Source organism: Paenibacillus rhizosphaerae (assembly GCF_014192015.1).
GTDB lineage: Bacteria > Bacillota > Bacilli > Paenibacillales > Paenibacillaceae > Paenibacillus_AQ > Paenibacillus_AQ rhizosphaerae.
The window spans coordinates 615357-640803 of sequence record NZ_JACHXJ010000002.1; the positions used below are offsets into that span (position 1 = coordinate 615357).

29 protein-coding genes are annotated in these 25447 nt (G+C 52.8%); 28 read left to right on the plus strand and 1 reads right to left on the minus strand.

Features of this window, described 5'->3' with window-relative positions; genetic code table 11:
• Positions 1-373 precede the first annotated feature (373 nt).
• From FHS19_RS11450 to FHS19_RS11505, 12 genes are all read left to right on the plus strand, one after another.
• Positions 374-967, plus strand: coding sequence for an RNA polymerase sigma factor (locus tag FHS19_RS11450; RefSeq protein WP_076170192.1), 594 nt, complete (start codon positions 374-376; stop codon positions 965-967).
• The gene (locus tag FHS19_RS11455; RefSeq protein ID WP_183581961.1) at positions 964-1566 is read left to right on the plus strand and encodes an anti-sigma factor family protein; all 603 of its coding nucleotides are present in this window, start codon (positions 964-966) and stop codon (positions 1564-1566) included. Before FHS19_RS11450 ends, FHS19_RS11455 begins: the two co-directional genes overlap by 4 nt.
• A 41-nt stretch (positions 1567-1607) precedes the next feature.
• Entirely contained in the window at positions 1608-2195 is a 588-nt protein-coding gene (locus FHS19_RS11460; RefSeq protein ID WP_183581962.1) for a histidine phosphatase family protein, read from the plus strand.
• Between the two features lie 93 nt (positions 2196-2288).
• Positions 2289-3416: a hypothetical protein gene (locus FHS19_RS11465; RefSeq protein ID WP_183581963.1), complete on the plus strand. Its 1128-nt coding sequence runs from the start codon at positions 2289-2291 to the stop codon at positions 3414-3416.
• Positions 3417-3460: 44 nt separating this feature from the next.
• Positions 3461-3967 (plus strand): gamma carbonic anhydrase family protein, encoded by a 507-nt coding sequence (locus FHS19_RS11470; protein WP_183581964.1) that lies wholly within the window; start codon positions 3461-3463, stop codon positions 3965-3967.
• 24 nt (positions 3968-3991) lie between these two features.
• The gene (locus FHS19_RS11475; RefSeq protein WP_076170113.1) at positions 3992-4171 is read left to right on the plus strand and encodes an IDEAL domain-containing protein; all 180 of its coding nucleotides are present in this window, start codon (positions 3992-3994) and stop codon (positions 4169-4171) included.
• A 151-nt stretch (positions 4172-4322) separates the two neighbouring features.
• The gene (locus tag FHS19_RS11480) at positions 4323-4763 is read left to right on the plus strand and encodes a DUF2487 family protein (RefSeq protein ID WP_183581965.1); all 441 of its coding nucleotides are present in this window, start codon (positions 4323-4325) and stop codon (positions 4761-4763) included.
• Positions 4764-4933: 170 nt separating this feature from the next.
• Positions 4934-5476: a Rieske (2Fe-2S) protein gene (locus FHS19_RS11485; protein ID WP_181153012.1), complete on the plus strand. Its 543-nt coding sequence runs from the start codon at positions 4934-4936 to the stop codon at positions 5474-5476.
• A gap of 15 nt (positions 5477-5491) precedes the next feature.
• Positions 5492-6163, plus strand: a complete 672-nt coding sequence (gene qcrB / locus FHS19_RS11490; protein WP_076170115.1) for a menaquinol-cytochrome c reductase cytochrome b subunit — start codon at positions 5492-5494, stop codon at positions 6161-6163.
• Between the two features lie 19 nt (positions 6164-6182).
• The gene (locus FHS19_RS11495) at positions 6183-7058 is read left to right on the plus strand and encodes a menaquinol-cytochrome c reductase cytochrome b/c subunit (RefSeq protein ID WP_183581966.1); all 876 of its coding nucleotides are present in this window, start codon (positions 6183-6185) and stop codon (positions 7056-7058) included.
• Positions 7059-7211: 153 nt separating this feature from the next.
• Entirely contained in the window at positions 7212-7835 is a 624-nt protein-coding gene (locus FHS19_RS11500) for a DUF1405 domain-containing protein (protein WP_183581967.1), read from the plus strand.
• 61 nt (positions 7836-7896) lie between these two features.
• The gene (locus tag FHS19_RS11505; protein WP_183581968.1) at positions 7897-8778 is read left to right on the plus strand and encodes a sporulation protein YpjB; all 882 of its coding nucleotides are present in this window, start codon (positions 7897-7899) and stop codon (positions 8776-8778) included.
• 84 nt (positions 8779-8862) lie between these two features.
• Here the strand turns inward: FHS19_RS11505 and FHS19_RS11510 are convergent, their stop codons facing one another.
• Positions 8863-9732 (minus strand): YitT family protein, encoded by an 870-nt coding sequence (locus FHS19_RS11510; RefSeq protein WP_183581969.1) that lies wholly within the window; start codon positions 9730-9732, stop codon positions 8863-8865.
• Between the two features lie 180 nt (positions 9733-9912).
• Here FHS19_RS11510 and FHS19_RS11515 point away from each other — a divergent pair, with 180 nt between their 5' ends.
• The 16 genes from FHS19_RS11515 (at position 9913) to FHS19_RS11590 (ending at position 25301) form a co-directional block, all read left to right on the plus strand.
• Positions 9913-10242, plus strand: coding sequence for a nucleotide pyrophosphohydrolase (locus FHS19_RS11515; RefSeq protein ID WP_183581970.1), 330 nt, complete (start codon positions 9913-9915; stop codon positions 10240-10242).
• 50 nt (positions 10243-10292) lie between these two features.
• Positions 10293-10829: a tetratricopeptide repeat protein gene (locus FHS19_RS11520; protein WP_183581971.1), complete on the plus strand. Its 537-nt coding sequence runs from the start codon at positions 10293-10295 to the stop codon at positions 10827-10829.
• A 117-nt stretch (positions 10830-10946) separates the two neighbouring features.
• Entirely contained in the window at positions 10947-11747 is an 801-nt protein-coding gene (gene dapB / locus FHS19_RS11525; RefSeq protein WP_183581972.1) for a 4-hydroxy-tetrahydrodipicolinate reductase, read from the plus strand.
• A gap of 18 nt (positions 11748-11765) precedes the next feature.
• Positions 11766-12188: a methylglyoxal synthase gene (mgsA, locus tag FHS19_RS11530; RefSeq protein ID WP_183581973.1), complete on the plus strand. Its 423-nt coding sequence runs from the start codon at positions 11766-11768 to the stop codon at positions 12186-12188.
• The gene (gene bshB1 / locus FHS19_RS11535; RefSeq protein WP_183581974.1) at positions 12185-12898 is read left to right on the plus strand and encodes a bacillithiol biosynthesis deacetylase BshB1; all 714 of its coding nucleotides are present in this window, start codon (positions 12185-12187) and stop codon (positions 12896-12898) included. Before mgsA ends, bshB1 begins: the two co-directional genes overlap by 4 nt.
• Positions 12899-13098: 200 nt before the next feature.
• Complete coding sequence (bshA, locus tag FHS19_RS11540) at positions 13099-14262, plus strand: N-acetyl-alpha-D-glucosaminyl L-malate synthase BshA (protein ID WP_183581975.1); 1164 nt, start codon at positions 13099-13101, stop codon at positions 14260-14262.
• A gap of 31 nt (positions 14263-14293) precedes the next feature.
• Positions 14294-15559, plus strand: a complete 1266-nt coding sequence (locus FHS19_RS11545; protein ID WP_183581976.1) for a CCA tRNA nucleotidyltransferase — start codon at positions 14294-14296, stop codon at positions 15557-15559.
• Positions 15546-16520 (plus strand): biotin--[acetyl-CoA-carboxylase] ligase, encoded by a 975-nt coding sequence (locus FHS19_RS11550; protein ID WP_183581977.1) that lies wholly within the window; start codon positions 15546-15548, stop codon positions 16518-16520. The genes FHS19_RS11545 and FHS19_RS11550 overlap by 14 nt, the downstream gene beginning before the upstream one ends.
• A gap of 270 nt (positions 16521-16790) precedes the next feature.
• Complete coding sequence (gene panB, locus FHS19_RS11555) at positions 16791-17663, plus strand: 3-methyl-2-oxobutanoate hydroxymethyltransferase (RefSeq protein WP_183581978.1); 873 nt, start codon at positions 16791-16793, stop codon at positions 17661-17663.
• The gene (gene panC / locus FHS19_RS11560; protein ID WP_183581979.1) at positions 17660-18547 is read left to right on the plus strand and encodes a pantoate--beta-alanine ligase; all 888 of its coding nucleotides are present in this window, start codon (positions 17660-17662) and stop codon (positions 18545-18547) included. Before panB ends, panC begins: the two co-directional genes overlap by 4 nt.
• Before the next feature lie 3 nt (positions 18548-18550).
• Positions 18551-18934, plus strand: coding sequence for an aspartate 1-decarboxylase (panD, locus tag FHS19_RS11565; RefSeq protein WP_183581980.1), 384 nt, complete (start codon positions 18551-18553; stop codon positions 18932-18934).
• Between the two features lie 135 nt (positions 18935-19069).
• Positions 19070-19699, plus strand: coding sequence for a tetratricopeptide repeat protein (locus FHS19_RS11570; protein WP_183581981.1), 630 nt, complete (start codon positions 19070-19072; stop codon positions 19697-19699).
• Between the two features lie 153 nt (positions 19700-19852).
• Positions 19853-22714 (plus strand): ATP-dependent DNA helicase DinG, 3'-5' exoribonuclease type, encoded by a 2862-nt coding sequence (locus FHS19_RS11575; protein ID WP_183581982.1) that lies wholly within the window; start codon positions 19853-19855, stop codon positions 22712-22714.
• 52 nt (positions 22715-22766) lie between these two features.
• Positions 22767-23453, plus strand: a complete 687-nt coding sequence (locus FHS19_RS11580; protein ID WP_183581983.1) for a redox-sensing transcriptional repressor Rex — start codon at positions 22767-22769, stop codon at positions 23451-23453.
• Positions 23407-24741, plus strand: a complete 1335-nt coding sequence (locus tag FHS19_RS11585; protein WP_183581984.1) for an amidohydrolase — start codon at positions 23407-23409, stop codon at positions 24739-24741. The genes FHS19_RS11580 and FHS19_RS11585 overlap by 47 nt, the downstream gene beginning before the upstream one ends.
• A gap of 41 nt (positions 24742-24782) precedes the next feature.
• Positions 24783-25301 (plus strand): cell wall elongation regulator TseB-like domain-containing protein, encoded by a 519-nt coding sequence (locus tag FHS19_RS11590; protein ID WP_183581985.1) that lies wholly within the window; start codon positions 24783-24785, stop codon positions 25299-25301.
• Positions 25302-25447 lie beyond the last annotated feature (146 nt).

Genomic DNA, 25447 nt, shown 5'->3' on the forward strand with positions numbered 1-25447 from the left:
CCCAATGCGGGTGGTTTTTTTTTGCCTTTTTTATTTTGAGGCCATTTTTTTTCTATAATCTAGCAACATTTACGTGACGAAATTCGTCTATTAAGAGATTAGTGATGATTCAGTGGGTTCCAAAAAGCGTTAATATCCCCTTGGATTTGGCAATTCACCTTGAGGTTTGACTGACTAGCAGGAATTAATATGTTACAATGGAAATGATATATTTGTAGAATCGTTGCCGATTTTGCCGAATACATAGCTTTTTGGACGTTTATACTGCCGCGCGGTGGCGTAAATACCGCAACTTTTCATCACCTGTTCAGTACAAACATATAACTGAATCGAACGGGGATGCTTGTGTACGGTCGAGGAGGTCACAATGGAAATGACGGATTCGCAGATGATACAGGACATCAAGAAGGGCAATGTAGAGCTCTTCTCTGAATTGATGCGCCGTTATCAGCGGAAAATATTGGCATTTGTATATCATATGCTTAAAAGTTCACATTTGGAGTTAATGGCGGAGGACCTGTGTTCAGAGACGTTTTATAAGGCTTTCAAGAGCCTGCATTCGTTTCGTGAGGTTGATGCGTCGTTCTCCACATGGCTCTATACGATTGCCCGGAACACGGTGCTCAGCGAGCTGAGAAAGCAGCGCAGCGCCAATGTACCGCTTGAGGAGAGCGGGGTTACGCCGGTTGCGCCGATGGAGGTGGCGCCGGAGCAGGCCATTTTGCGTACTGAGAAGGTTGAGCTGGTACGGGAGGCCATTAACAACCTGCCTGAAAAGCAGCGATCCGCGCTCATTTTACGGGAATACGATCAGCTCGATTACCAGGAGATTGCCGACATTTTAGGTCAAAGCGTCAGCTCTGTAAAATCTCTTCTATTCCGGGCAAGGTCCAGTGTAAAAGTTCAGCTGGAGCCGTATTTTTACGAGCTGACGTATGAAGAATATGAAGGGATGAAAAGCAAATGAATTGCGATGAGGCTCACAGCCTGTTCGGCATCGTTTTGGATTTGGAAGAGGAAGATCCGAGACGGATTGAGCTCGAACAGCATACAGCCACTTGCAGTGATTGCCAATCAGAATTGGCGTTATGGAAAGAAAGCCGGGTTCTCATGATGGAATTGCAGGAGGAGCCGACGGAAGAACAGGCGGAAGAAATCAACCGGAACGTCATGGACCGTATATACCGGGAGTCTCCGTGGCTGATTCCGGACCAGAGCAAACCTTTTGCCGTACCCGCATCTACCCGAAAACGCATGTCCTGGTGGATTGCCGGGTTTGTCACGGTATTTTTGGTGAGCTTTCTGTATTGGGCCATCATGGATAAGCCGTTTGCTAAAGAGACAGCCGAAGCGGTACCTACCGGAATTCTTCCGACCGGCGTTGCGGGTTCGTCTGTTATGACGGAACAGATCAGCTATGTGATCCCGAAGACGAACAGCGGGATTATCGAGCCGCTTGTCGCCGGCATGGGTCCGACCCATCCACAGTACTGGATGATTCTGTCGGTACTCGGGGTAGGAATGGCCCTCTTTTCGTTGGGAAGGGTGAGCCGTATCCGGAAATAGGTTCTTTCGCATATATATATAGAAGAAAGGGGGATACGCGCATGATGATCGGTTTGATCCGACACGGGCTGACGGATTGGAACAAGCTTGGCAAAATTCAGGGACAGAGCGATATCCCTTTGAATGAAGAGGGCAGGCAGCAAGCGGAACGGCTTGGGGAAAGGCTGCTTCATGAACCGTACCGTTGGGATTTTATCATCAGCAGCAAGCTTTCCCGTGCGCGGGAAACCGGGCAGATTCTGGCCGACAAGCTTCACATTCCATTGCTTGAGCCCGATGAGCGGCTGAATGAACGGAGTTTTGGGCAAGCGGAGGGGCTGACGGCCGAAGAGCGGGAAAGCCGCTGGGGCAAGCCGTGGGATGTGAATGATCTGGGCCAGGAGACGATCGAGCAGATTGAAGCTAGAGCTTTGGCGTTTATGGAGGATATGTGGACGGCTTATCCCGATAAAAACATGCTCGTCGTCAGTCATGGCGGGCTGCTGGCACAGCTGTACAAGTCACTGTACAGAGATAAATATACCGAACGGATTGGCAACCTGTCGCTTACGATCCTGGAGAAAAAGGATATCGACTGGGTGCCTCTCCTCTATAACTGCACCCGCCATTTGGCGGAAAAGAACGGATAACTCGGACAAGCGCCGGGTTATTTTTTTTGCCCGGATCGAATAAAAATTGTAATAATTCCCATAATGGTAGTAAAACGGCGAGGCGATGATGACATGAATTTAGCGGATATGCTTTCGTATGCGGATATCGGCCAGCTGACTACCATTGCAAGCCACTACCAATGTCAGTGCAAACGGAATTCCAAGCATGAACTGATCCAGAGCATCCTGGTCACGCTGAACCGGAGGGAATTCATCGAACAGCAGGTCAACACGGTTTCCCTTCAAGATTTACGCTTTCTTAATTCGGTTTTGTTTGATAACAGATCGTTTTACAGCGTAGAAGATCTGGCGGCTGTCGTCCGGCAGACGGCTTTTGATATCCCGGCAAATGAGGTGCATGAGACCCCGAGGGAAGCCATCGCCCGCTATAAGCGCAGCGGCTGGCTGTTCAACGGGATGACGTCCAGTACCAAATATCTGTTTCAAATGCCGAACGATCTGAAGGACAGGTTCCGGGCCGAGCTAGGGCACACGCTGAAGCGAAAGGTCGTTAAATCCGGCGAGCCTCCGGTTTATCGGGAAGAGCAGGAACTGTGCGCCGAGGATCTGATGTACATGCTGAAGTATGTGAACCAGCAGGAGATCGAGCTGAATCAGGAATTCGTGATGTACAAACGATACCAGCAGCAGTTAATGGACATGTTCCATGTCAGCGAGCCCCTACTGACCAAAGGGGGATGGCGCTTTGGCTATGGCAGGAGCTTCAATGCATACCCCAACCGGATGGCACTTCTGTATGACTATGCCTTCTACCATAGATATATCGAAGAGAACGGCAGCCGGCTGGAGCTGTCCGGCAAGGGCGCAGAGCTGCTGGAAAGCGGGAGTAAAGAGAGCATGGTACAAATTTTCCGCTTTTGGTTAAAACTTTATAAAAGCGCCATACCTAACTTGGCATCCCTCGTATATTGGACCGGGGAATGCGCCAAGGAATGGGTAACCGCCGCTTCCCTGCATGATGCTTTGGGCTGGCTGATCAAACCGTTTTATTACGACACTGCAGAGTCGATATTAAATGAAAGAATTATCGAGATGATGATGCATCTAGGGCTAATCCGCATCGGAGAAAGTCCGGAGAGCGGCATGGTTCTGAAAATGACCGCTTTCGGACAGAAGCTGGCCAGCAAAAGCCTGAACCTCGGAAGCGGCGAGCTGGAACCGCTCATTGACAAGTCATAGCCGCCTTGTTACAATCACTCCCAAAGTTAAGGGGTGATGAAAACATGCTGTTACCTTACGGCCAGCATCTGCCAAAAGTTCACCCATCCGTCTATGTCGCGGAGGGTGCCAAAATTGTCGGTGACGTCCAAATTGGACAACAATCAAGCGTATGGTTTAACGCCGTGCTTCGGGGTGATATGGCACCCATTGTGATCGGTGACCGGTGCAACATCCAGGATGGAGTGGTAGGCCACGTCAATACGGACGAGCCGCTGATTCTCCAGGACGACGTCTCCGTCGGACATGCCGCCATCGTTCATGGCTGCACAATAGGCAAGGGTACATTAATCGGAATGGGGGCCATCGTACTGAACGGGGCCGAGATTGGTGAATATGCTTTAATAGGGGCAGGATCTATCGTAACTGAAAATAAAAAAATACCACCCTATACGCTTTCTCTGGGTTCGCCGGCGAGAGTGGTCCGTGAATTAACCGAAGAAGACTTGCGCAGAATGTATCGTACCACTCAAAACTATGTGGACAAGGGTAAAGAGTATAGGATGTTCTAATCAAAGGTTCGGAGGTGCATCCTAATGGATAAGATGAAAGCTACTTATGAAGTCATGTTGGGGCTGGCGGCTGAAATGGTATGGGACGAAGCGTTGCGAAAACACCGGAGCGAGGAGCTTTACCGCGAAATAGACAGGGCTCTGGCATCCGGAGACGAGGCGGCTTTCCGTAACCTGACGGATGAACTGAAGTTGCTTAATTAAGTGGAATAAATGAAAAGAAATGCAGGCACCCATGCTGCATTTCTTTTTTGTTGGAATGGCCTTCACCAATGAATTTTACAAATTGCTGACACGGGAACAAGCATATTATAGAATGGAATGGTGAAAAATAATGGAAAGGGTGAACCCTTGAATGAAGTTCAGCGAAGTGGAAGAGGCAACCTGGAGTGAGCTCTCCCCCTATTTCGACACCTGCCTCATCCCTTACACCGGCTTGTCGGGCAAAGAGTCTCCCATGGAAGCGACGGAGGCATTGGCCCGGCTGCGGGATTTTATGGACCTTGTCGAGATCCCGTTTAAAGGGAGGATCATTACATACCCAGCCATACAATATGGCCAAGGGGAAGATCTGTCGCTATTGCAGGAAGTTTGTCGGAACGTAAGGGAAGCGGGCTTTGCTTACGTTATTGTCATGTCGGCAGACATCAAGCTGACCCAAGGCCAGATTGAAAGCTGCGATTTGGTTCTGTGCCGGAAAGTGTTCAATGAAGAAACCGGCGGAGCAGGTATAGCAGGCCAGATTAAGGATAAAATACAGGAAATGTGGCAGCGTGCCAGCAAGATGGAAATGTGACAGAAATTCAACAATTTAATTGGGTGAATCTTCTTCCGCCTCATAAAAGAGTTGGATATTCTTGACGGTCTTATAAGGCTAATATATTATTATTATGTCCTAGTAAGTCGTGTGATAATAATCATTGAAAGCACTTTAAGACTTGGTTGACAAAGGGGGTTGAAGACATTATGAGCAACCAAAATGAGCACCATGAACCATCTCACAAACCACCCGGTCGTAAAGAAATGTCCCGTCGACAATTTCTGACTTATACATTGGGCGGTGCCACTGCTTACATGGCAGCCGGTGCAGTCCTGCCGATGGTGCGTTTTGCTGTGGATCCGATCCTGCACAAGAAGGGCGAGGGAGAGTTCATTAAAGTTGTCGAAGAAAGCAAGATTACCGACGAGCCTCAGGAATTCTCTTTTGAGCTGAAACAGCAGGATGGATGGTATGCAAGCACTGCAACATTAACTGCTTGGATCCGCAAGGATGAACAGGGAAAAATCTATGCGCTGTCCCCGATCTGTAAGCATTTGGGCTGTACGGTCGGCTGGAACAATGATAAAAGCTTCCCGGATGAATACCATTGCCCATGCCACGGGGCACGTTATACCAAAGAAGGCAAGAACTTGGCTGTAGCACCGAAGCCGCTCGACACCTACAAATTGAAAATTGAAAACGGTTGGATTTATTTGGGCGGGGTAGAGCCAAATACTGAAGTGAAATAGGAGGCGTAGATTCGGATGTTTAAGAATGTCTACAACTGGATTGATGAACGTCTTGATGTCACGCCGATTTGGAGAGACGTGGCGGACCATGAAGTGCCGGAGCACGTTAACCCGGCGCATCATTTCTCTGCGTTTGTATACTGTTTTGGCGGATTGACGTTTTTTATCACGGTCATCCAGATCCTGTCGGGGATGTTCCTGACTATGTATTACGTTCCGGACATCATTAACGCCTACGCCAGCGTTGAGTACCTCCAGACGAAAGTAGCCTTCGGGCAAATCGTCCGCGGTATGCACCACTGGGGGGCGAGCTTGGTTATCGTTATGATGTTCCTACATACCATGCGCGTGTTCTTCACAGGTTCCTATAAGGCGCCTCGCGAAATGAACTGGGTTGTGGGTATGCTGATATTCTTTATCATGCTGGGTTTGGGCTTGACAGGCTATCTCCTTCCATGGGATAACAAGGCCTACTTTGCAACAAAGGTTACGCTGGAAATTGCGAATTCCGTTCCATGGCTTGGGCCGATCATTAAGGAATTCCTGCAGGGCGGTACAATCGTAGGTGCCGAGACGTTAACGCGTTTCTTCGCACTTCACGTCTTTTTCCTCCCGGCCGTGTTGCTCATTCTTCTGGTCGGACATTTTATCATGATCCGCAGACAGGGCATTTCCGGTCCACTATAATAAGAAGGGAGGAATATCGATGGCACACGGAAACAATTCAAAAGAAAAAGTGGTATATGTAGGCGACTCGCGTGTCCGCAAAGGCAACGGGTTCATTACGCCGCCGGACTACACGTCGTATCCAGGTAAATCGGAAGCGTTTATCCCTAACTTTCTTTTGAAAGAATGGATGGTCGGTGTTGTTGTACTCGTCGGATTTCTCGTACTCACCATTGCGGAGCCAGCTCCACTGTGGTTTCCTGCGAACCCGAGTGCGTCTATTATTCCAATGCCTGACTGGTACTTCTTGTTCCTGTATCAATACCTGAAGCTGCCATATGCATCTGGTGATTATGTCGTGTTAGGCGTCATCGGGGTGAGTGGTGTAGCATTTGGTTCGTTGCTATTGGCACCGTTTCTGGATACAGGCAAAGAACGCCGCTTCTATCGTAGACCGATCGCATCCTCGCTCATGCTGCTGTCTTTGATAGCCTGCGTTTATTTAACAAACAGCGCATGGCACCACTACAAAGAAGAAATGGCTGCATCCGGTCAAATTCCGGAGAACATCCAGCGTGAAGAGAAAGCGGCCGAAAACAAGGCAAAAGGACTTCCGACGACCAGCGCGAACCAGCAAAAAGAGATCGCGATCGTCGACAAAGAAGATCCGGCAATGGAATCTTATAAAAAAGCAGGCTGCATTACCTGCCACGCAGCGGATATGAAAGGTGCTGCGGGTCCGTCTCTCCGTGGAGTCGGCGACAAACATAACAAAGAAGACATTCTGAAGATCATCAAAGAGGGCTATGAAGGAAAGATGCCTGCGATGTACGACTCAGCAATCGCTGCAGGCCTGACCGACAAAGACATCGATCATTTGGCAGAATGGCTTTCGAAGCAAAAGGCAGAGCAATAAGCGGCCATACTTATGAAAACCTGATCGTAAATACGATCAGGTTTTTTTAAGAGATAAAGAAAGTGAGCCTGCTTGCTAAAAAACACAGTGAACGAATCACAATAGCCCCAGCGTTTGGGCAAAGGTATCGTGGAAGTACAAGGAGGGACAAGCGTGTCGATCGCATATTTCTGGAGCCGTTCACTTCTCGGGAACCGGGGATTTCTATGGCTCCTGTTATGGTGCAACCTGCTGGGAACAGTATACGGTTACTATTGGTATGCCGAACAAATGGAATACACCGTGGCGAATAATCCCCTGTGGCAGGTCATTTTCGTTCCGGACAGTCCGACGGCAAGCTTATTTTTTACAATCGCTGTATACATGCTGCTGTATCCGCCAAAGACGAAGTTCGGCTACGGATTCCGGCTGCTGATTGAGTCGCTGGCCGTCGTGACGTCGGTGAAGTACGGCATCTGGGCGGTAAGCATGATATTTGCCGGATTTGCACAGGGTTCCGCGCTGGTATGGCAGGATTGGATGCTGGTCGTCTCTCATTCGGCCATGGCCATTGAAGCGCTGCTGTACGTCCGCCTGTTCAAGTTAGGCGAGACGATGCTGATTCCGGCTGCGGCCTGGACATTTTTGAACGATACGGTGGATTATACATACGGGGTATTTCCTTGGCTGCCCGTTCAGTTGATGGATGATATCGCGAGCGTTCAATATTTTACCTTCGGCTTGACGCTGTTCAGCGCCCTGCTGGCTTGGCTTGTCATAAGACAGGCCAGGCGCTGAGTCCAAGATCGGTTCTATGGACATCCCTTCTGCCATACATATACGGTAGGAGGGATGTCCCATGTTACGTAGAGGCACGGCTGCCAGATGGAGCCTGGCGGTCATCATGGTGCTGATTGGACTCGGCTGCAGCCTATCCTGGGTGGCGGCGGACGCCGATGCGTTGTCGGCTTCAGGAGGTTCGGGGAAGAATGCTGAGGCGGCGAAGCAGGCGGAGCAGCTCGATCTACTGGCCGATTCGGTTTATAAGCATGTACTGGAAGGCAACATCAATCTCGTCCGGCAGGAAATTCTGCAGGCCAGCGATATATTTGAGCATTCTTCCTTTCAAGGCTTGACGAGTGTGGAAGGATTTCATGCCCTGTCGGAGAGTTTGGTGGAAATGAAGGAAGCGACGAATCAGGCGCAAATCCAGCAGGAACAATGGCTGACCGCTTCGGCCAAATTCCGTTTGGCCGCAGACAGCTTAAGCCACCCCAAGCAGCCGATGTGGATGCAGTACTACAAGGTGCTCCGTGAGGATCTGAGCGAATTGAAGGCCCGGGCGGCCGCTGCCGACTCCCGGGGGATGAAAGCGGCTTACGAGAGCCTGCAGAACCATTATGAGATCATCCGCCCGGCCGTGATCATTCAGCGTAAGCCGGAGGAAATCACCGCAGCGGATGCCTGGGTATCCTATGCAGGCGGGTTAGTTCAGTCTTCATCGTCCTCGGCAGCCGAAATTCAGGATGTGGTGACTTCCGGCGAGGAAGTGTTTAACGGCTTGTTCGGAAAGAAAAAAGACGATAACCCGGCCTTCGCCCCTATTGACGAGGTCAACGGACTATGGCCGTGGACCTTCTGGGCGGGCTCGTTTATCATCCTGATCCTGACTTATACCGGTTACCGGAAATATAAAGGGGAGCGGGAAAGCTTCAAAAGCGTGAAGCCCAAAGAGCTGTAGGTCATATTCGTACGAGGCCCATGTTCCTGTCCATTGATAAAGCCCGCCAGCTTGGAGAGCCGGCGGGCTTTTTTGTGCTTCCGACTATTCTTCCTTAAAACCTTCGCCGTGAACGTCATGCACATCACTAATGATGACGAATGCCCGCGGGTCCACCGATTTCACAATGTCGTTGAGCCTGCGGATCTCCTGCCGTCCAACGACGCAGTAGGCCATATGCTTGGCCTGCTTGGAGTACGCGCCAATAGCCGGAATCAGCGTTACGCCGCGCTCCATCTCGACCGTGATTTGGTCGGCGATTTCCTGTGCATGGTCGCTAATAATCGTAAAAGCTTTGGCTGCATATGCACCTTCCTGGATAAAATCAATCACCTTGGAGGCGATGAAGACGGCTACGAAGGTGTACAGAATCCGCTCTCTAGGGATGAAGAATAGGGAAGCCCCGATAATGATAATATCAATCACGAGGATGACCCGACCCATGCTCCAGCCAAACCGCCTGTTGCAAATGCGTGCAATGATATCCGATCCGCCGGTCGTGCCGCCGAAGCGGAATACGATGCCCAGTCCGGCTCCGAGAGTGACGCCTGCATACAGGGAAGCCAATATGTAGTCTCTTTCCGTTTGAAACGGTGTGATCCATCCGGTATCGATCAGCTTTTCGATGAACCACAGAAAAAACGTCAGCGATGCGATCCCGACGCCCGTATAAATCATCTGTCTGCCGCCAAGGATCTTCCAGCCGAGCAGGAAGAGCGGGATGTTGAGCACCAGGGTCGACAGGGAAGGCGGAATGGAAAATGCATAATTCAGGAGGACCGTTACCCCTGTAACGCCCCCTTCCATAAGCTGGTTAGGGATAATGAAATAAAGCAGGCCGAAGGCATATACGGCAGAGCCCAAAATGATGGGCAGTACGAGCTTGAGCTGAATAAACAACTTGGATGAACTCATGAAATCCCCCGCAATACCAGAAGTAGGAAGAATGGTTTTCTTCGCTCCATCCCATAGTATACCTTTTTCCCCGGTGATTAAAAAATATTTGTTTTCATTTCCGCTTTGCGATAACATATGGAGTAAACTAGCGTCCGGCGTGACGTGATACATACGAAAGAAGGGGGACGGTTCGGTATCATGGAAAAGTCAATGGCAGAGATGCAGCGGGAAGTCGACCGGTACATCTCCCAGTTTAAAGAGGGGTATTTCAGTCCGTTATCGATGCTGGCAAGGATGTCCGAAGAGGTCGGCGAGCTGGCCCGCGAGGTTAACCACCGTTTTGGGGAGAAGCCGAAGAAGCCTTCCGAAGCGGAAAATTCCATTGAGCTCGAGCTCGGAGATATTTTGTTCATTACGATGTGCTTTGCGAATTCGTTGGGGATCGACCTGACGGAAGCACATGACAAAGTCATGCACAAATTCAATACGCGCGATAAGGACCGGTGGACGAAAAAGGACACCGATTAGGCGGAATGAACATATGCTGTAGGAAAACCGCCTGAACGGGGGGAGCAGCTATGCAGTCCGAACCTTTTGTCCAAAAGGCTTACCATTGTATTTTGCAAAACGATTTTGAAGAAGCACTTCATTGGTTTGAAGCAGCGATCGCCGAAAACCCCGAGGATGCAGAAATTCATTATAGATGCTCCGTGACCTATGCAAGAAGCAACCGGCTGGATAAGGCCATGGAACGTGCGTTTGAAGCCTCCAGGCTCGCACCCGATAAGCCGGAATACGGTTTGTATGTTCAGCATTTGCAAGCGATGCGCATCGTGCAGGACGCGAAGAAAACGATCGATTCTCCCGATGTAGCACCTGCGAATCAATTGTATGAAGCGGTATCTATTTTGAAGGAAGCGGTGCGGCTCGACCCGCTCTACGGGGAGGCGTATATTTGGCTTGCGCTTGCCTATAGCCAGCTGAACGAGCACGCGCTTGCGATATCGGCTATCAAGGAAGTCATCGCCCTTCAACCCCATGACCACGGCCTGCAGGATATGCTGGAGCAGTTAAAAGGCCGGCTTAACTCGTATTTATACGATTCATCCACCTAAATAGAATGAACTAAAGCTTTTCTCATGTTATCTCTGGATCCCCGGGGCATTTTCCGTGTCAGAAAAGGACTTTCTTTAGTTCATTCTATATCAATCATGAGAAAGTGGGGAGCTAACATGTCAACCATCAAAGTAGCCGTCGCAGGAGCAGCCGGCAGAATGGGCAAGGAAGTCGTCAAACTGGTACTCGAGGATCCCGATCTGGAGCTGGTTGCCGCCGTCGGACGGTCTGGAGAGGGGACGGACGCTGGCATTTTGGCTGGACTGCCGGAATGCGGCGTGAAGCTCACCTCCGATCTGGAGATGGCCCTGGTCGAAGGAAAGCCGGACGTTCTGGTGGACTTTACGACGCCGCAGTTCGCATACCCCAACACGGCCTTGGCCGTAGCCCACGGGGTTCGTCCCGTGATCGGAACGACGGGCTTCACCCCGGAACAAATCGAAGAGTTGGACAAGCTGTGCAAGGAGAAGGGCATCGGCGGGCTGATCTCGCCGAATTTCTCCATCGGGGCCATTCTGATGATGAAATTTGCGGCTCAGGCGGCCAAGTATTTCCCTCATCTCGAAATCATGGAGTTCCATGGGGATCAGAAGCTCGACGCACCATCCGGAACCGCGATCAAAACGGCTGAGATGATTGCCCAGAACCGCCAGGAAATCCGCCAGGGGAATCCGAAAGAGGAAGAGACGATTGAAGGATCCCGCGGGGGATATTATAACGGTTTCCGCATTCACAGCGTCCGGCTTCCAGGCGTATTCGCCCAGCAGGAAGTACTGTTCGGAGGCTTTGGCCAAACGCTGAAGATCCGCCACGATTCCTATGAGCGGGCAGGATATATGCCTGGCGTCAAAATGGCTGTCGAGAAGGTTATGACGTACGAGGGTATGGTTTACGGGTTTGACCATTTTATAGAGTAGTTCAGGAGGGGTTACACCATGCTAAAAATCGCATTCATCGCACACGACCGAAAAAAAGACGAGATGGTCAACTTTGTCACGGCTTATGAGCATGTGTTTGAGGGGCACCAGCTGTATTCCACAGGTACGACCGGACAGCGGATTATGGAAGGCACCAGCCTGAAAATCCACCGGTTCATGTCGGGTCCGCTCGGCGGTGACCAGCAGATCGGGGCGCTCGTGGCCGAAAATGAGATGGACCTTATTATTTTCCTGCGGGATCCGCTTATGGCTCAGCCTCACGAGCCGGACATCAATGCGCTGCTCCGTCTATGCGACGTCCAGGGCATTCCGCTCGCGACCAACATCGCAACGGCCGAAATTCTGGTCAAAGCGCTGGACCGCGGGGATTTTGCCTGGCGAGAGCTGGTACATAAGTATAAGCCGGGTGCTGAAATATGAGTGAACGGCTGGATATTCTGATCTTCGGAGCTCATGCGGACGATGCCGAAATCGGGATGGGCGGCACCATGATCAAGCATGTGCAGGCCGGACTTAAGGTGGGGGTCTGCGATTTGACTTATGCGGAAATGTCCTCCAATGGGACGGTCGAGCGCAGAAAGCAGGAAGCGGCAGCCGCGGCTGGCGTTCTTGGTCTTTCCATGCGGAGCAGCCTCGGTCTGCCGGACCGGGGACTGTTCATTACACCGGAACATGTGGAGGCCATCACCGCTGAAATCCGCCGTCATGCGCCAAGGGTTGTTTTCGCTCCGTATTGGGAAGACCGCCATCCCGATCATGTAGCCTGCAGCAAGCTGGTTGAGGAAGCGGTGTTCAACGCCAAGCTGCGCCGGTATATGCCGGATAAGCCGCCTGTACAGGTGGAGCAGCTGTATTTTTACTTTATTAATGATATGGGCAGAGCCGATTTGATGGTGGATATTACCGCCCAGCAGGAAATGAAGGAACAGGCGCTCCTTTGTTACCGGTCACAGTTTGAGATGACTCCGGTTGAAGGAGACACGGTTGTTACCCCGCTGAATCAGGGATATATCGAACGCGTTCGATCCCGCGACAGGCTGACCGGCCAGCGCAGGCTTGTTCCATACGCGGAAGGCTTTGCGATCAAGTCGCCTTACGTCGTGGACATGTTCATTTCAGGTTCCCAATAATGACCGATAGACAGGACTGAAGTCAAGCGCCCAATCTTTAGGCTTGATTTCAGTTCTGACTTTTTATAAGCTGAAAGCGCGCAAGCAAAATGCGCCGGTTCGGGCGGTTGGCCGCTGAAAATGTTGCGTCGCGAGACGTTTTTAATATTCTCTGGGTACATAATATAGAGAAGATATGTTAAGAAGGGGGGACACGAAGCTTGGGTCAATCACTTAAAATTGGCATCACCTGCTATCCGTCGCTCGGAGGCTCAGGTGTGGTCGCGACCGAGCTCGGCAAGCTGCTGGCCGAAAAGGGCCACCAGGTACATTTTATTGCCCACAGTATTCCATTCCGGCTGGGAGGGCAATTTCATAAAAACATTTTTTATCATGAGGTCGAAGTCAGTGATTATTACGTATTCCGCTATCCTCCGTATGACTTATCCCTTGCGACCAAAATGGCACAAGTGGCCAATATGCAGCAGCTGGACATTTTGCATGTCCATTACGCGGTTCCTCACGCGGTGTGCGCCTTCTTGGCTAAGCAGATGGTAGGAAGCAACCTGAAGGTGGTTACAACGCTTCATGGCACGGATATTACGGTGCTGGCGCAGGACGAATCGTTAAAGGACCTGATTCGGCTGGCGATCAACGAAAGCGATGCGGTTACGGCGGTATCCGGAGACTTGATCCGGGAAACCCGCGAAGTGCTGGACATCAGCCGCGATATCGATCTGACGTACAATTTTGTGGATAAGCGCATCTATTATCCGCGCGATACATCCTCGCTCCGCGGCGACTATGCCGAACCGAACGAGAAAATTTTGATGCATATTTCCAACTTCCGCCCGGTCAAACGCGTCGGTGACGTCGTAGACATCTTCGCCAAGGTCAACGAGCGGATGCCTTCCAAGCTGTTGTTTGTCGGAGAAGGTCCGGAGCTGCCGAAGGTCCAGTGTAAGATCAAGGAGCTCGGGCTGGGGCATAAGGTTCACTTTTTGGGCAAGCAGGACGAGATCGCCCAGGTCATTTCGCTGGCAGACGTGCTTTTGCTTCCATCGGAAAAAGAAAGCTTCGGTCTGGTCGCGCTGGAAGCGATGGCATGCGGCGTTCCGACGGTGGGATCACTCGCCGGAGGTATTCCCGAGCTGGTGGTTCATGGCGAAACCGGGTTCCTTTCCCCGATCGGAGATACGGACCAGATGGCCGATCAGGTACTTCGGCTGCTGTCGGACGGCGATCTTGCCGCACGGTTCCGCGAGGCCTGTCTGATCCGGGCGTGCAGGGAATTTTCCGACGCGTTGATCACACGCAAGTATGAACAGATCTATTATCGCGTTCTCGGCCGCGAGGTGCCCCAGCTGGATGCGGTGTGCAGATAAGAGGTTGTCATTTAGGGGGTCATGGAAAGTTATGAAATGGAAGCAGGCGGATGCCGGGATGGCCGGCTGCGCCGAGCAGGTACTGTCCGTCCTCGAAACGCATGGGCATGAAGCGTATTGGGTCGGCGGATGTGTGCGTGACGAACTGATGGGCCGCCCGGTCAACGATATGGATATCACGACTTCGGCACGCCCCGATGAAGTGACCCGGCTTTTTGAACGGACGGTGCCTACGGGGATTGAGCACGGGACGGTCACCGTTCTGGTCGAAAATCACGCCTTCGAGGTTACTACATATCGGGTGGAAGGTTCTTACGAAAATCACCGCCGGCCGTCGGAAGTGGCCTTCGTGCGTAATCTGTCCGAGGATTTGCGCCGTCGGGATTTTACGATGAACGCGATTGCCTGTGACCGGCAGGGACGGATCGTTGACCCTTACCATGGTGAACAGGATATTCGCGAAGGCGTCATCCGCTGCGTTGGAGAGGCCCGCGTCCGGTTTCAAGAGGATGCCCTGCGTATGGTGCGATGCATCCGATTTGCCTCGGTGTTCGGCTACCGGATCGCCTTTAACACCTGGAAAGGTCTTCTCCTGGAGAGAGACGGAATACAATATATCGCGCTGGAGCGGATCCGGGCGGAGCTCGACAAAATGATGGAGGGTCCTCATCCTTATCTCGGGCTGTGCCTGCTGGGAAGGAGCCGGTTGCTGGAAAAAGCCCGGGTACCGTTTACATGTGCCCCTACGGACGGCTTCCTGTCCAGGATCGGCGAGATCCCTTCCTCGGAGGCTGCTGTCCGATGGGCCCTGCTTATGATAGCCTGCGGCTTATCCGGACAGGATGCCGGAAACGTGATGCGTCAGTATACGTTTTCCAATGAGGCCCGCGAGAGGGTTGAAGCCCTTTTGTATTTGGACACAGACGTAAAAGGGTTAAGTCGCGAGACCCCTCTCAGGGAGCAGTGGGTAGGTCTGGTGTTGAAATACGGCGGGGAATCTGTCCGGCGCTGGCTTCTGCTCTGCTCGGTACTGCCGCAGGAGCACAGGGGAACGGCAGCGGATGAGCTGCTGGCCCACGGAAGGGAATGGATGGACGCAATGAAGATTTTCCGCCTGCACGAGCTCCAGATCGGCGGTTCCGATTTGATCGCGATTTCGGGCAAGAGGGGCGGACCTTGGGTGGGGGAACTGCTGAAGCGATTGCTGTTTAAAGTGGCGGCAGGCATGCTGCCCAATACGAAATTGGATTTGACTGAAGAAGTGAGACGGGTGATGGTTACCGATGAAAAAGGCTGAGACCCTTTTGGATATACTGCTGGATGCGGAAAAATTTGTTTCGGGCGAGGAGATCAGCCGGCGGTTGTCGGTCAGCAGAACCGCGGTTTGGAAACAGATTAACAAGCTCCGTGAGGCAGGCTACGAGTTTGAAGCGGTTCCCCATAAAGGCTACCGGATTGTCAGCAAGCCGGACCTGCTGGATCAGCAGGAGCTGGCGCAGCGCATCCAGTCCAAGGTGATGGGAGCGCAGCTAAAAATTTTGGGAACGACGGTATCGACGCAGGAAGAAGCGAAAGTGCTGGCTGAAGAGGGAGCGCCGGAAGGCACCCTGGTCATCGCCGAAGAACAGACCGGCGGGAAGGGAAGAATGGGCCGCAAATGGTTTTCGCCTTATGGAAAAGGCATCTGGATGAGCCTGATCCTTCGGCCCGAGCAGCCGCTTCATTACACACCCCAGCTTACGCTCTTGACCGGTGTGGCGGTGTGCCGGGCGGTCCGCAAGGTGACCGGCGTCATGGCAGGCCTGAAGTGGCCGAACGACCTGCTGGTCGACGGACGGAAAATATGCGGCATCTTGCTGGAGTCGGCGGCAGAAGACGAGCATGTCCGGTACTGCATTGCCGGCATCGGGATCAGCGCCAATCTGGACCGTGCCGATTATCCGGAAGAGCTGACCGGGATCGGAACTTCCCTGAAGATCGAGGCGGGAGAGCCGATCGACCGGATGACGCTCATCGCTTCGGTGATGGAAGAGTTTGAAATGCTGTACGAGCTGTACCGCAAAGACGGATTTCAGCCCATCGCCTCGCTGTGGGAGGCGCTCTCGGTAACGTTGGGCAAGCGTGTGTCGATTCAGACCGCACGCGGGCCGATCGAAGGTTTGGCCGACGGTCTCGATGCAAGCGGCGCGCTCCGGGTTCGAACCGAATCGGGCGAGCAGATTCCTGTTTTTTCCGGAGATGTCGAACTTAGACGATGAAAATGTGATGAAGTTTTGGTATACTGACATGTAGAGGCGGTATCGGCGAGTGATCGAACTGCACTCTGCATGTTTTTGTTTGAAGAACGCCCTCATAACTGCAAATGGAATATTGCCGTTACGTTGGATTCTGCTCTGAGCCGGAAGGACCGAGACAGAAGGGACGATCGCAAGTGACCCTTTATGCCCTTTCGGACCTTTTTAGTGACTCACTAAAAGGTTTTTTTGTTTTTATCTATTTTACCACCCATCGAAAGGGGAAGAAGCACAATGGCCAACAAACAACCACTGAATATCGTGAAGATGAAAAAGATGAAGGCGGATGGCATTCCGCTCTCCATGGTAACCGCCTATGACTATCCTTCAGCTAGCTTGGCGGAGGAAGCCGGCGTGGATATGATCCTGGTCGGAGACTCCCTCGGGAACGTGGTGCTCGGTTATGACTCCACGCTGCCGGTGACGATCGACGACATGGTGTACCATACGAGATCGGTTGTCAGAGGCGCTGAGCATACATTTATCGTAGCTGATATGCCGTTCATGACGTATCACGGAAGCATCGACAGCACGCTGGACAACGTCAAACGCCTGATGCAGGACGGTCATGCCCATGCCGTAAAAATGGAGGGCGGACGCGAAATCTGCGCCGCGGTGGAAACGATCGTCAAAGCCGGCGTTCCCGTCCTCGGCCACATCGGCTTAACGCCGCAGTCGGTCAACCAAATCGGGGGTTACCGGATTCAAGGAAAAGATGAGGCGGATGCCGCCAGATTGCTGGAGGATGCGATGGCCCTCGAAAAAGCAGGGGCATTCGGCGTTGTGCTTGAACTGGTAACGGAGGAAGTGGCCCGCTATATTTCCGAGCAGCTGACGATCCCGACCATCGGGATTGGAGCCGGGCGGTATGTCGACGGTCAAGTGCTCGTATTCCATGATTTGTTTAAGTACGCATCCCCGTATCGCGACAAGCGTTTTGTCAAAACCTATGGTGACATCGGAACGATCGTTCGCGACGGGATCAGCCAATACGTTCATGACGTGAAGAGCCGCTCTTTTCCGGATGAAACCCATGTATTTACGGCAGACGACCAGGTTGTCGAGAATCTGTACGGCAAAGGAAAGGAGAAGGTGGGACGCGCATGAAGGCTGTAAGAACGATAGAAGAACTGCGCAGCAGTATACGAGCGCTACAAAACCATTTGGGACCGGAAGCCACGGTCGGCCTGGTTCCAACGATGGGATATTTGCATGAGGGGCATGCCAGCTTAATCCGCCGTGCCCGCGAAGATAACGGTATCGTCGTCGTCAGCATTTTCGTCAATCCGATCCAGTTCGGGCCTGGCGAGGACTACGAAACCTATCCGCGTGATGAAGCAAGAGATTTGGCGCTGGCTGAAGCGGAAGGAGCGGATCTGGTCTTCCTTCCGTCGGTGGAGACGATGTATCCCCAGCCGACCAAGACCAAAATCATGGTGTCGGACATTACGACACGTTTGTGCGGCGCCTCCCGTCCGGGACATTTTGACGGCGTGACGACGGTGGTGAGCAAGCTGTTCAACATCGTTCAGCCCGATAAAGGCTATTTTGGCATGAAGGATGTGCAGCAGGTCGCCGTGCTTGAGCAGATGGTACAGGATCTCAACATGAACGTGGAGATTGTTCCCTGCCCGATCGTACGTGAGGAAGACGGCTTGGCTCTAAGCTCGCGCAACGTGTACTTGAGCGAAGAGGAACGCCGGCAGGCACTCGTGCTGTCACACTCTCTGCGCGAGGCTGCAGCCGCTGTGAGCGAGGGGACGGCGGCAACCGCCGGAGACATTCGAAACCTCTTGCAGCGGGTCATCAGCCAGTCTCCGCTGGCCGATATCGAATACGCCGAGGTCGTGTCGTTCCCGGGGCTTCAGCCTTATCCCGATGACGAAGAAATCAGCCGGAAAGACGAGGCCGTTCTGATGGCCTTAGCCGTCCGTTTCGGTCGGACGCGCCTGATCGATAACCGTTTATTTAATCCTAAGGAGGCGAATTGACCGATGTACAGAACGATGATGAAATCCAAAATCCACCGTGCGATCGTTACCGAAGCGAATTTGAATTATGTGGGAAGCATTACGATAGATGAAGATTTGATGGAAGCCGCCGACCTGCTGGAGAACGAAAAGGTTCAAGTGGTGGATAACAATAACGGAGCGCGTCTGGAAACCTACGTCATTCCCGGTCCCCGCGGGAGCGGTGTGATCTGTTTGAACGGGGCGGCAGCCCGCATGGTTCAGCCCGGCGATACCGTCATTATTATATCCTACGCCGTCATGTCCGATGAGGAAATCAAAAGCCACAAGCCGACGGTAGTTTTTGTGAATGAATCCAACAAGCCGATGAACACGATGAGCAAAGAGGTTCACGCCACGATTATTTAAGGACTCCGTCGGTGCGCGAGGGGAAGATGAGACAAGGAATGGCAGCCCGAAGTGGGAATGAAAAAGCTCCGGTTAACAAAAAATGAGTTCAGGTGACCGCACTGATTTCATTTTTGTTTAAGGTGGGATGCAGCCATGTTTCAACATGTATTCGCGGAAATGAACAACATGTTAGACGAAATCGTGAAACATTACCCCACAGCGCAGGAGGCCCAAAAGCATCAGCTGATCCAAAAGTGGAATTTGCTCAAAACGATGAGCGACGGCATCATAGAAGAATGGTTGTCATTTGAAGAGAAAATGGGCGCTTTCCGGGAGCAGGCCAAGATCTCGCCTGTATTTCCGCAGCATGAAACGCCCGAGGTCGAGATGGATTCCTTTATCCGGGGACAGGGATACTTCAAACTGCTGATGTACAGGCAGGCGGCACAGCAGTTTGCCCAGGTGATCCTCGAATTCCCCGACAGCTTTGTGGCCCGGATGTACCTGGCCATGGCGTATTTGCACCTGGAGGAGGCGGCGGAAGCCCGCCATCATTTCCAGTGGATTCTGCCGCTTGCCCAGCATCCCAAGCTGAAGGCGATGGTGCTGAATGCGCTTGGCTGTGTCGAGGCGATGCAAGGGGAGCTTGGCAAGGCCCAGGATTATTTTACCCTGGCGCTTTCGCATGATCCGTCGTCCCCGGATCCGCTAATGAATCTGCAGGTTTGCCAGCAACAGTGCGGTCAGCTTCAGTATGGAAGCCAGTTAATATCGCTGATGTAATGCTTGTGAGAAGACGATGCCCGCTGCACGGATAGCGCCGGGTGTCGTCTTTTTCTATAGAACCGGAAGTTCAAGTTTTTCCTTCCTTGAATTTTCAAATGTGAAATCTTCTGTTATGCTGTTAAGGAGACTGGACGAAAGGATTTAGGAATCATGAAATTTGCCGTACTTGACTTCGAAACGACAGGCAACCAGTCCGCAGATGAAATTATTCAAGTTGGACTTGCCATTATAGAAGAGGATGGGACGATTTCAAGGGTGTATGGATCTTATGTCAACCCGGGTGTCGAAATTCCTCCGTTTATTACTGGGCTTACCGGCATTACGAATGAGGATGTGGCCGCAGCTCCTGCCCTGGAAGAAATGATGATGGAGCTAGTGCCGCTGCTCGATGACGTGGTCCTGGTGGGGCATAACGTAGCATTCGATTTTAATTTTTTGCAAAACGCACTCGACCGGTGCGGTTATTTGCCGTTCTCGGGGCGAATTCTGGACACGCTCGATTTGCTCAAAATATGCTTTCCTTCGCTGACCTCCTACCAGCTGGGCATGGTGACCGGGCACTTCGGTCTTCAACATGACCGTCCGCATCAGGCCGACAGCGACGCTTTGGCCACGGCATACGTGCTGCTAAAGTGCCTGGATGAGCTGAACAGCCTGCCTTTGATTACGCTGCAGCGGCTGGCCGAGCTGTTTGCCGATGAGGACAGTGACCTTGGCTGGTATTTCGACGGTCTGTGCCAAGAAAAGGAGCGGGAACCCGCCCAGGATTTAAACAGCCACACCTTTTACCGCCAGCTGGCGCTTAAGGTCGATGACTGGACCGAAATGGCACCTCCGCGCGACGACGTTGACGACAATCCGCTCAAGGGCGTCGAGTTCAAGGAATATTTGGCCGAGATCGAAAAACGGCTGCGCGATATTATGCCTCATTACGAGGAGCGCGAGCCGCAGACGATCATGTTCGATGAGGTCATGAATGCGCTGGATCAGGACAAGCATCTGCTGATCGAAGCCGGGACCGGAACGGGCAAGTCGCTCGGCTACTTGATCCCCTCGATTTATCAGAGCGTGAAACAGGACCAGAAAGTGATGGTCAGCACCCATACGATCAACCTGCAGGAGCAGCTCCGGGAGCGGGATATCCCGCTGCTGACGCAGGTCGTGCCGTTCCCGTTCAAGGCTGCCGTCTTTAAGGGCAGACAGCATTATTTGTGTTTGAGAAAATTTGAACATAAAATAAACAGAAGAGACTTTATCAATCCGAAGGAAGACACCATTACAGCCGCCCAGATGATCGTCTGGCTCGCCCAGACCGAATCGGGGGATGACGAGGAGCTGAGCCTCGGCGGCCGTGCGGGAGACTTCTGGGAGACCGTAAGCAGCGACTCGGACTCCTGTCAGGGCCGTGCCTGCCCTTGGTTCCGCAAGTGCTATTACCACCGGGCCAAGCATGAAGCCGGAATTGCGGATGTCGTCATAACGAACCATTCCAAGCTGTTTACGGACGTCAAGGCAGGCCATCAGCTGCTGCCTTCCTACGAGCGGCTCGTGATCGACGAGGCCCATCACCTGGAAGACGTTGCCGGCAAGCATCTCGGACTTCATTTGAAATATTTTACCGTTGTCCATACGCTGACCCGGCTCTATAAGGATGCCCGGAGCGGGCAGCTGCCGGTGCTTCGCCAGCTGCTTCAATCGTCGGCCTATGAGCAGGCCGGTGAATGGATCGCCGTGATCGACCGGATGAGCGAGGATTTGGTCGATGTCAAAGAGCACTGGGACAAGCTGAGCGAATTGCTCTTCGGCCTCCTCCCGGAACGCAGCGACGCTGCTCCGGGAGACGGCGGCCAGTACACGCTCCGCCTTCAGCCGGGGAAAAAGCCGAAAGAGTGGGAGACGCTGGCGGCGCTCGAAAATCAGATCTTTGTCACCGTGGGGGAAATCGTCCGCAAAGGCGAAAAGATGCTGGCCGATTACAAAGAGGAGCAGGATGAATACGGTTCCGACAGCTTGATCACCGATATCGGCGGATTGCTCAAGGACCTCAGCTCGGAGCGGGAGAATCTCCGGTTCTTTATGACGCTGAACGACGAAACCGTCGTGTACTGGATGGAGGCGAGCGGCCATTTCCGCAGCAAGTCGCTCCAGCTGTACGCCGTTCCCGTCGACGTCAGCAAGCAGCTCAAGGAGCTGTTTTTTGACAAGAAGAAGAGCGTCATTCTGACGTCCGCTACCTTATCCGTAGACAAATCGTTCCAGTATATGATCGATAACCTGGGGCTGCAGGAGGACCAGGACAGCGGGCGCCTCGTGACGGTCCAGCTTCCGTCCCCGTTCCGGTACAGGGATCAGGCGCTGCTCGTCATTCCGCGGGATTTTCCAAGCGTGAAGGGAAGTGTGGGGGACGCCCGGTTCGTCGAAACGCTGGCCCGCTCGCTGGCGGACGCCGCGATCGTGACCCACGGCAGGATGCTGGTGCTGTTCACCTCGTACCGGATGCTGCGCCAGGTATACGAACCGCTGAAAGAAGCCCTGTCGCACAGTGACATCGCCGTGCTCGGGCAGGGTGTGGACAGCGGCAGCCGCACGAAGCTGATCCGGCGGTTTACGGACAGCAGCGCCTCGGTGCTGCTCGGCACGAGCAGCTTCTGGGAAGGCGTGGACATCCCGGGTGAAGCGCTGACGTGTCTGGCCATCGTGCGCCTCCCGTTCCAGCCGCCGAACCATCCGCTGGTGGAAGCGAAGAGCGAGCTGCTGCAGCGCCAGAAGAAGAACCCGTTCATGAAGCTGTCGGTCCCGCAGGCCGTTATCCGCTTCAAGCAGGGCTTCGGGCGGCTGGTCCGCACCGCCCATGACCGGGGCATTGTCATCGTATACGATACGCGCGTTATTGAATCGTATTACGGGAAATACTTCCTGTATTCACTGCCTGGACCGAAAATGGAGCATATGCAGACAGACCAGATGGTTCCGCGCATCTCTGAATGGCTTCATCAGGACGGTGTGTCTTAAATGAGTCCATTTATCAAATAAATATTCAAGCCGTTCAATAGGGGGAACATGCATGAAATCGGAGAAAATATCCGAGGCGGTTGTCCGCAGATTGCCTATATATCTTAGATATCTAAATGAGCTAAACAAGCGGGAGGTGGCCACGGTCTCCTCCCAGGAGCTCGGGCAGAAGCTGGATCTCAACCCGGCGCAGATCCGCAAGGATTTGGCGTATTTCGGGGATTTTGGCCGTAAGGGGATAGGATATGACGTGTCCTATCTCATCGAGAAGATCCGTCAAATTCTGAATTTGGACCAGCAGATCAACGCGGTGCTGGTCGGAGCGGGGAATCTTGGTCAAGCTTTGTCCAACTATAACTTTTACCTGAAGGAAAATATGAAGATCGTGGCCGTGTTCGACGCCAATCCGTCCAAAATCGGCACGCGCATCAACACCTTGACGGTACAGGCCATGGATGAGCTGAAAGAAACGGTACAAAGCAAAAATATCCGGATCGGGATCATTACCGTCCCGGATTTCGAAGCGCAAAATGTCGCCGACCAGCTGATCGCAGCCGGGATCGAGGCGATACTGAATTTTGCGCCGACGATTCTGAAGGCGCCGGCAAGCATCCGGATTCATGCCGCCGATTTTACGACGGATTTGCTCAGCCTGGCTTATTATTTGAACAACGGAAAGGACGACACGGAAGATGACGGACAATTTGAAGAGCTCCAGCAGCCGGAACGCCAATCCTAAATGGGCCATCAAGAACGGCAGCTTTGCCGTTTTGCGGCCGGAACAGCCGGTATTGCACGGCTGGATGGTGATTGAGGGCGACCGCATCACCTATATCGGTGAAGAGGAGCCGCAGATGGAGGAGGGTGTACAGGTCGTCGACGGCACACATTTATTTTTTATGCCGGGACTGATTAATACCCATGGACATACCGCCATGTCGCTGCTGCGCGGTTACGGAGACGACATGGTGCTCCAGGAATGGCTGCAGGAAAAAATGTGGCCGATGGAAGCGAAGTTTACGTCCAGTGACGTGTACTGGGGGACTTCGCTGTCGGTGCTTGAAATGCTGAAGGGCGGTACGACGACGTTCCTCGATATGTACGATCACATGGATCAGGTGGGCAAAGTGGTGGCCGAATCCGGCATGCGCGCTGCCCTGACCCGTGGGGTCATCGGTCTGTGCCCGGAGGATGTGCAGCGGCACAAACTGAACGAAGCCATTCAGTTCGCCAAGGACTGGCACGGGCAGGCGGACGGCCGGATTACGGCGATGATTTCTCCGCATGCGCCGTACACATGCCCTCCCGATTTTATCGAGAAGTTCGTTCAGGCGGCGCATGACTTGGATCTGCCGATGCATACGCATATGTCGGAGACCAAGGCGGAAGTGGAGCAGAACGTGCGCGATTACGGAACACGTCCGGCGGTTCATTTAGAGAAGCTCGGCATGTTCTCACGGCCGACGATTCTGGCGCACGCGGTCCATTTGACGGACGAGGAAATCGACATTTTGGCGAAGCATCACGTGACGGTATCGCACAACCCGGGCAGCAACCTGAAGCTGGCGAGCGGCGTGGCCCGCGTTACCGACATGATGCAGGCAGGCATTACGGTTTCCCTGGGAACCGACAGTGCGGCGAGCAACAACAATTTGGACATGTTTGAAGAAATGCGCCTGGCCGCTTTGATACATAAAGGCGTCTCGGGAGATCCGACGGCGGTTCCCGCGTCGGAAGCGCTGCGAATGGGCACGATCTACGGAGCCCAATCCTTGTTCCTTGAGGGAGTCGGTGCGCTTGAAGCCGGGATGAAGGCGGATTTTATCGCGGTAAATACCGATCAGGCTCATTTCCTGCCGCGTACGGACTTCATTTCCCACGTCATTTATTCGGCCAGCGCCAAGGACGTCGAGCACGTCTGGGTGGACGGGAAGCAGGTCGTGAAGCACGGCAGCTGTCTCACCCTGGATGAGGAACGGATTCGCAGGGAAGCCCAAGCGGCTTTTGAAGGTCTTCTCTCCCGGTAATACCGGGATGATGACCTCACCTTTCAGAAAGGAAGTTCAGGTTGAAGAACAAGAAAAGATGGATCTTTCTCGGCATTGTCGCCCTGCTGCTGATCATTTTCGGCGCTTACCGTTATTTTATTTACGTGCTGCAGGATCAATGGAGCGAAAAGGACACCGCTATTGCCAAAGCGAAGCAGGAAGCCGGAATCGTGTCGGTCACCGATGCCCAAAAATCCGTATGGGACCAGAACAGCATCTACTGGGTCGTGCAAGGAACGAACAAGACCGGCCAGGAGGTCATGGTCTGGGTGCAGTATACCGATCAGGGCAAACCCAAGGATGGTCAGAATACCGTACATCAAGAGCTTTTAAACAGCGGTATGTCCAGAGAGAAGATGAAGGCCAAGATCAAAAGCTCCATTCCCGGTATTAAAGACATGCGCCTCGTACCGGGTGTCTATAACGGAGAATACGTATGGCAGCTGTTCTACAAAGTGAAAGATCACTATTACTATCAGTTTTACCGGTTCAGCGACGGTGCGGAAATCGGCAGTCCGTTCACGCTGCCCAATCGATGATTATATTTAGCGGCCATAACATGCAGAAAGAACCCCATCCTCAAATGGGGTTCTTTGGCTTACAAAGGATAATATTTAAAATATATTCACACTTTTCCTTCGATTTAGTATATACAATGTGATATACTCTTATTTGTATTGAAGAG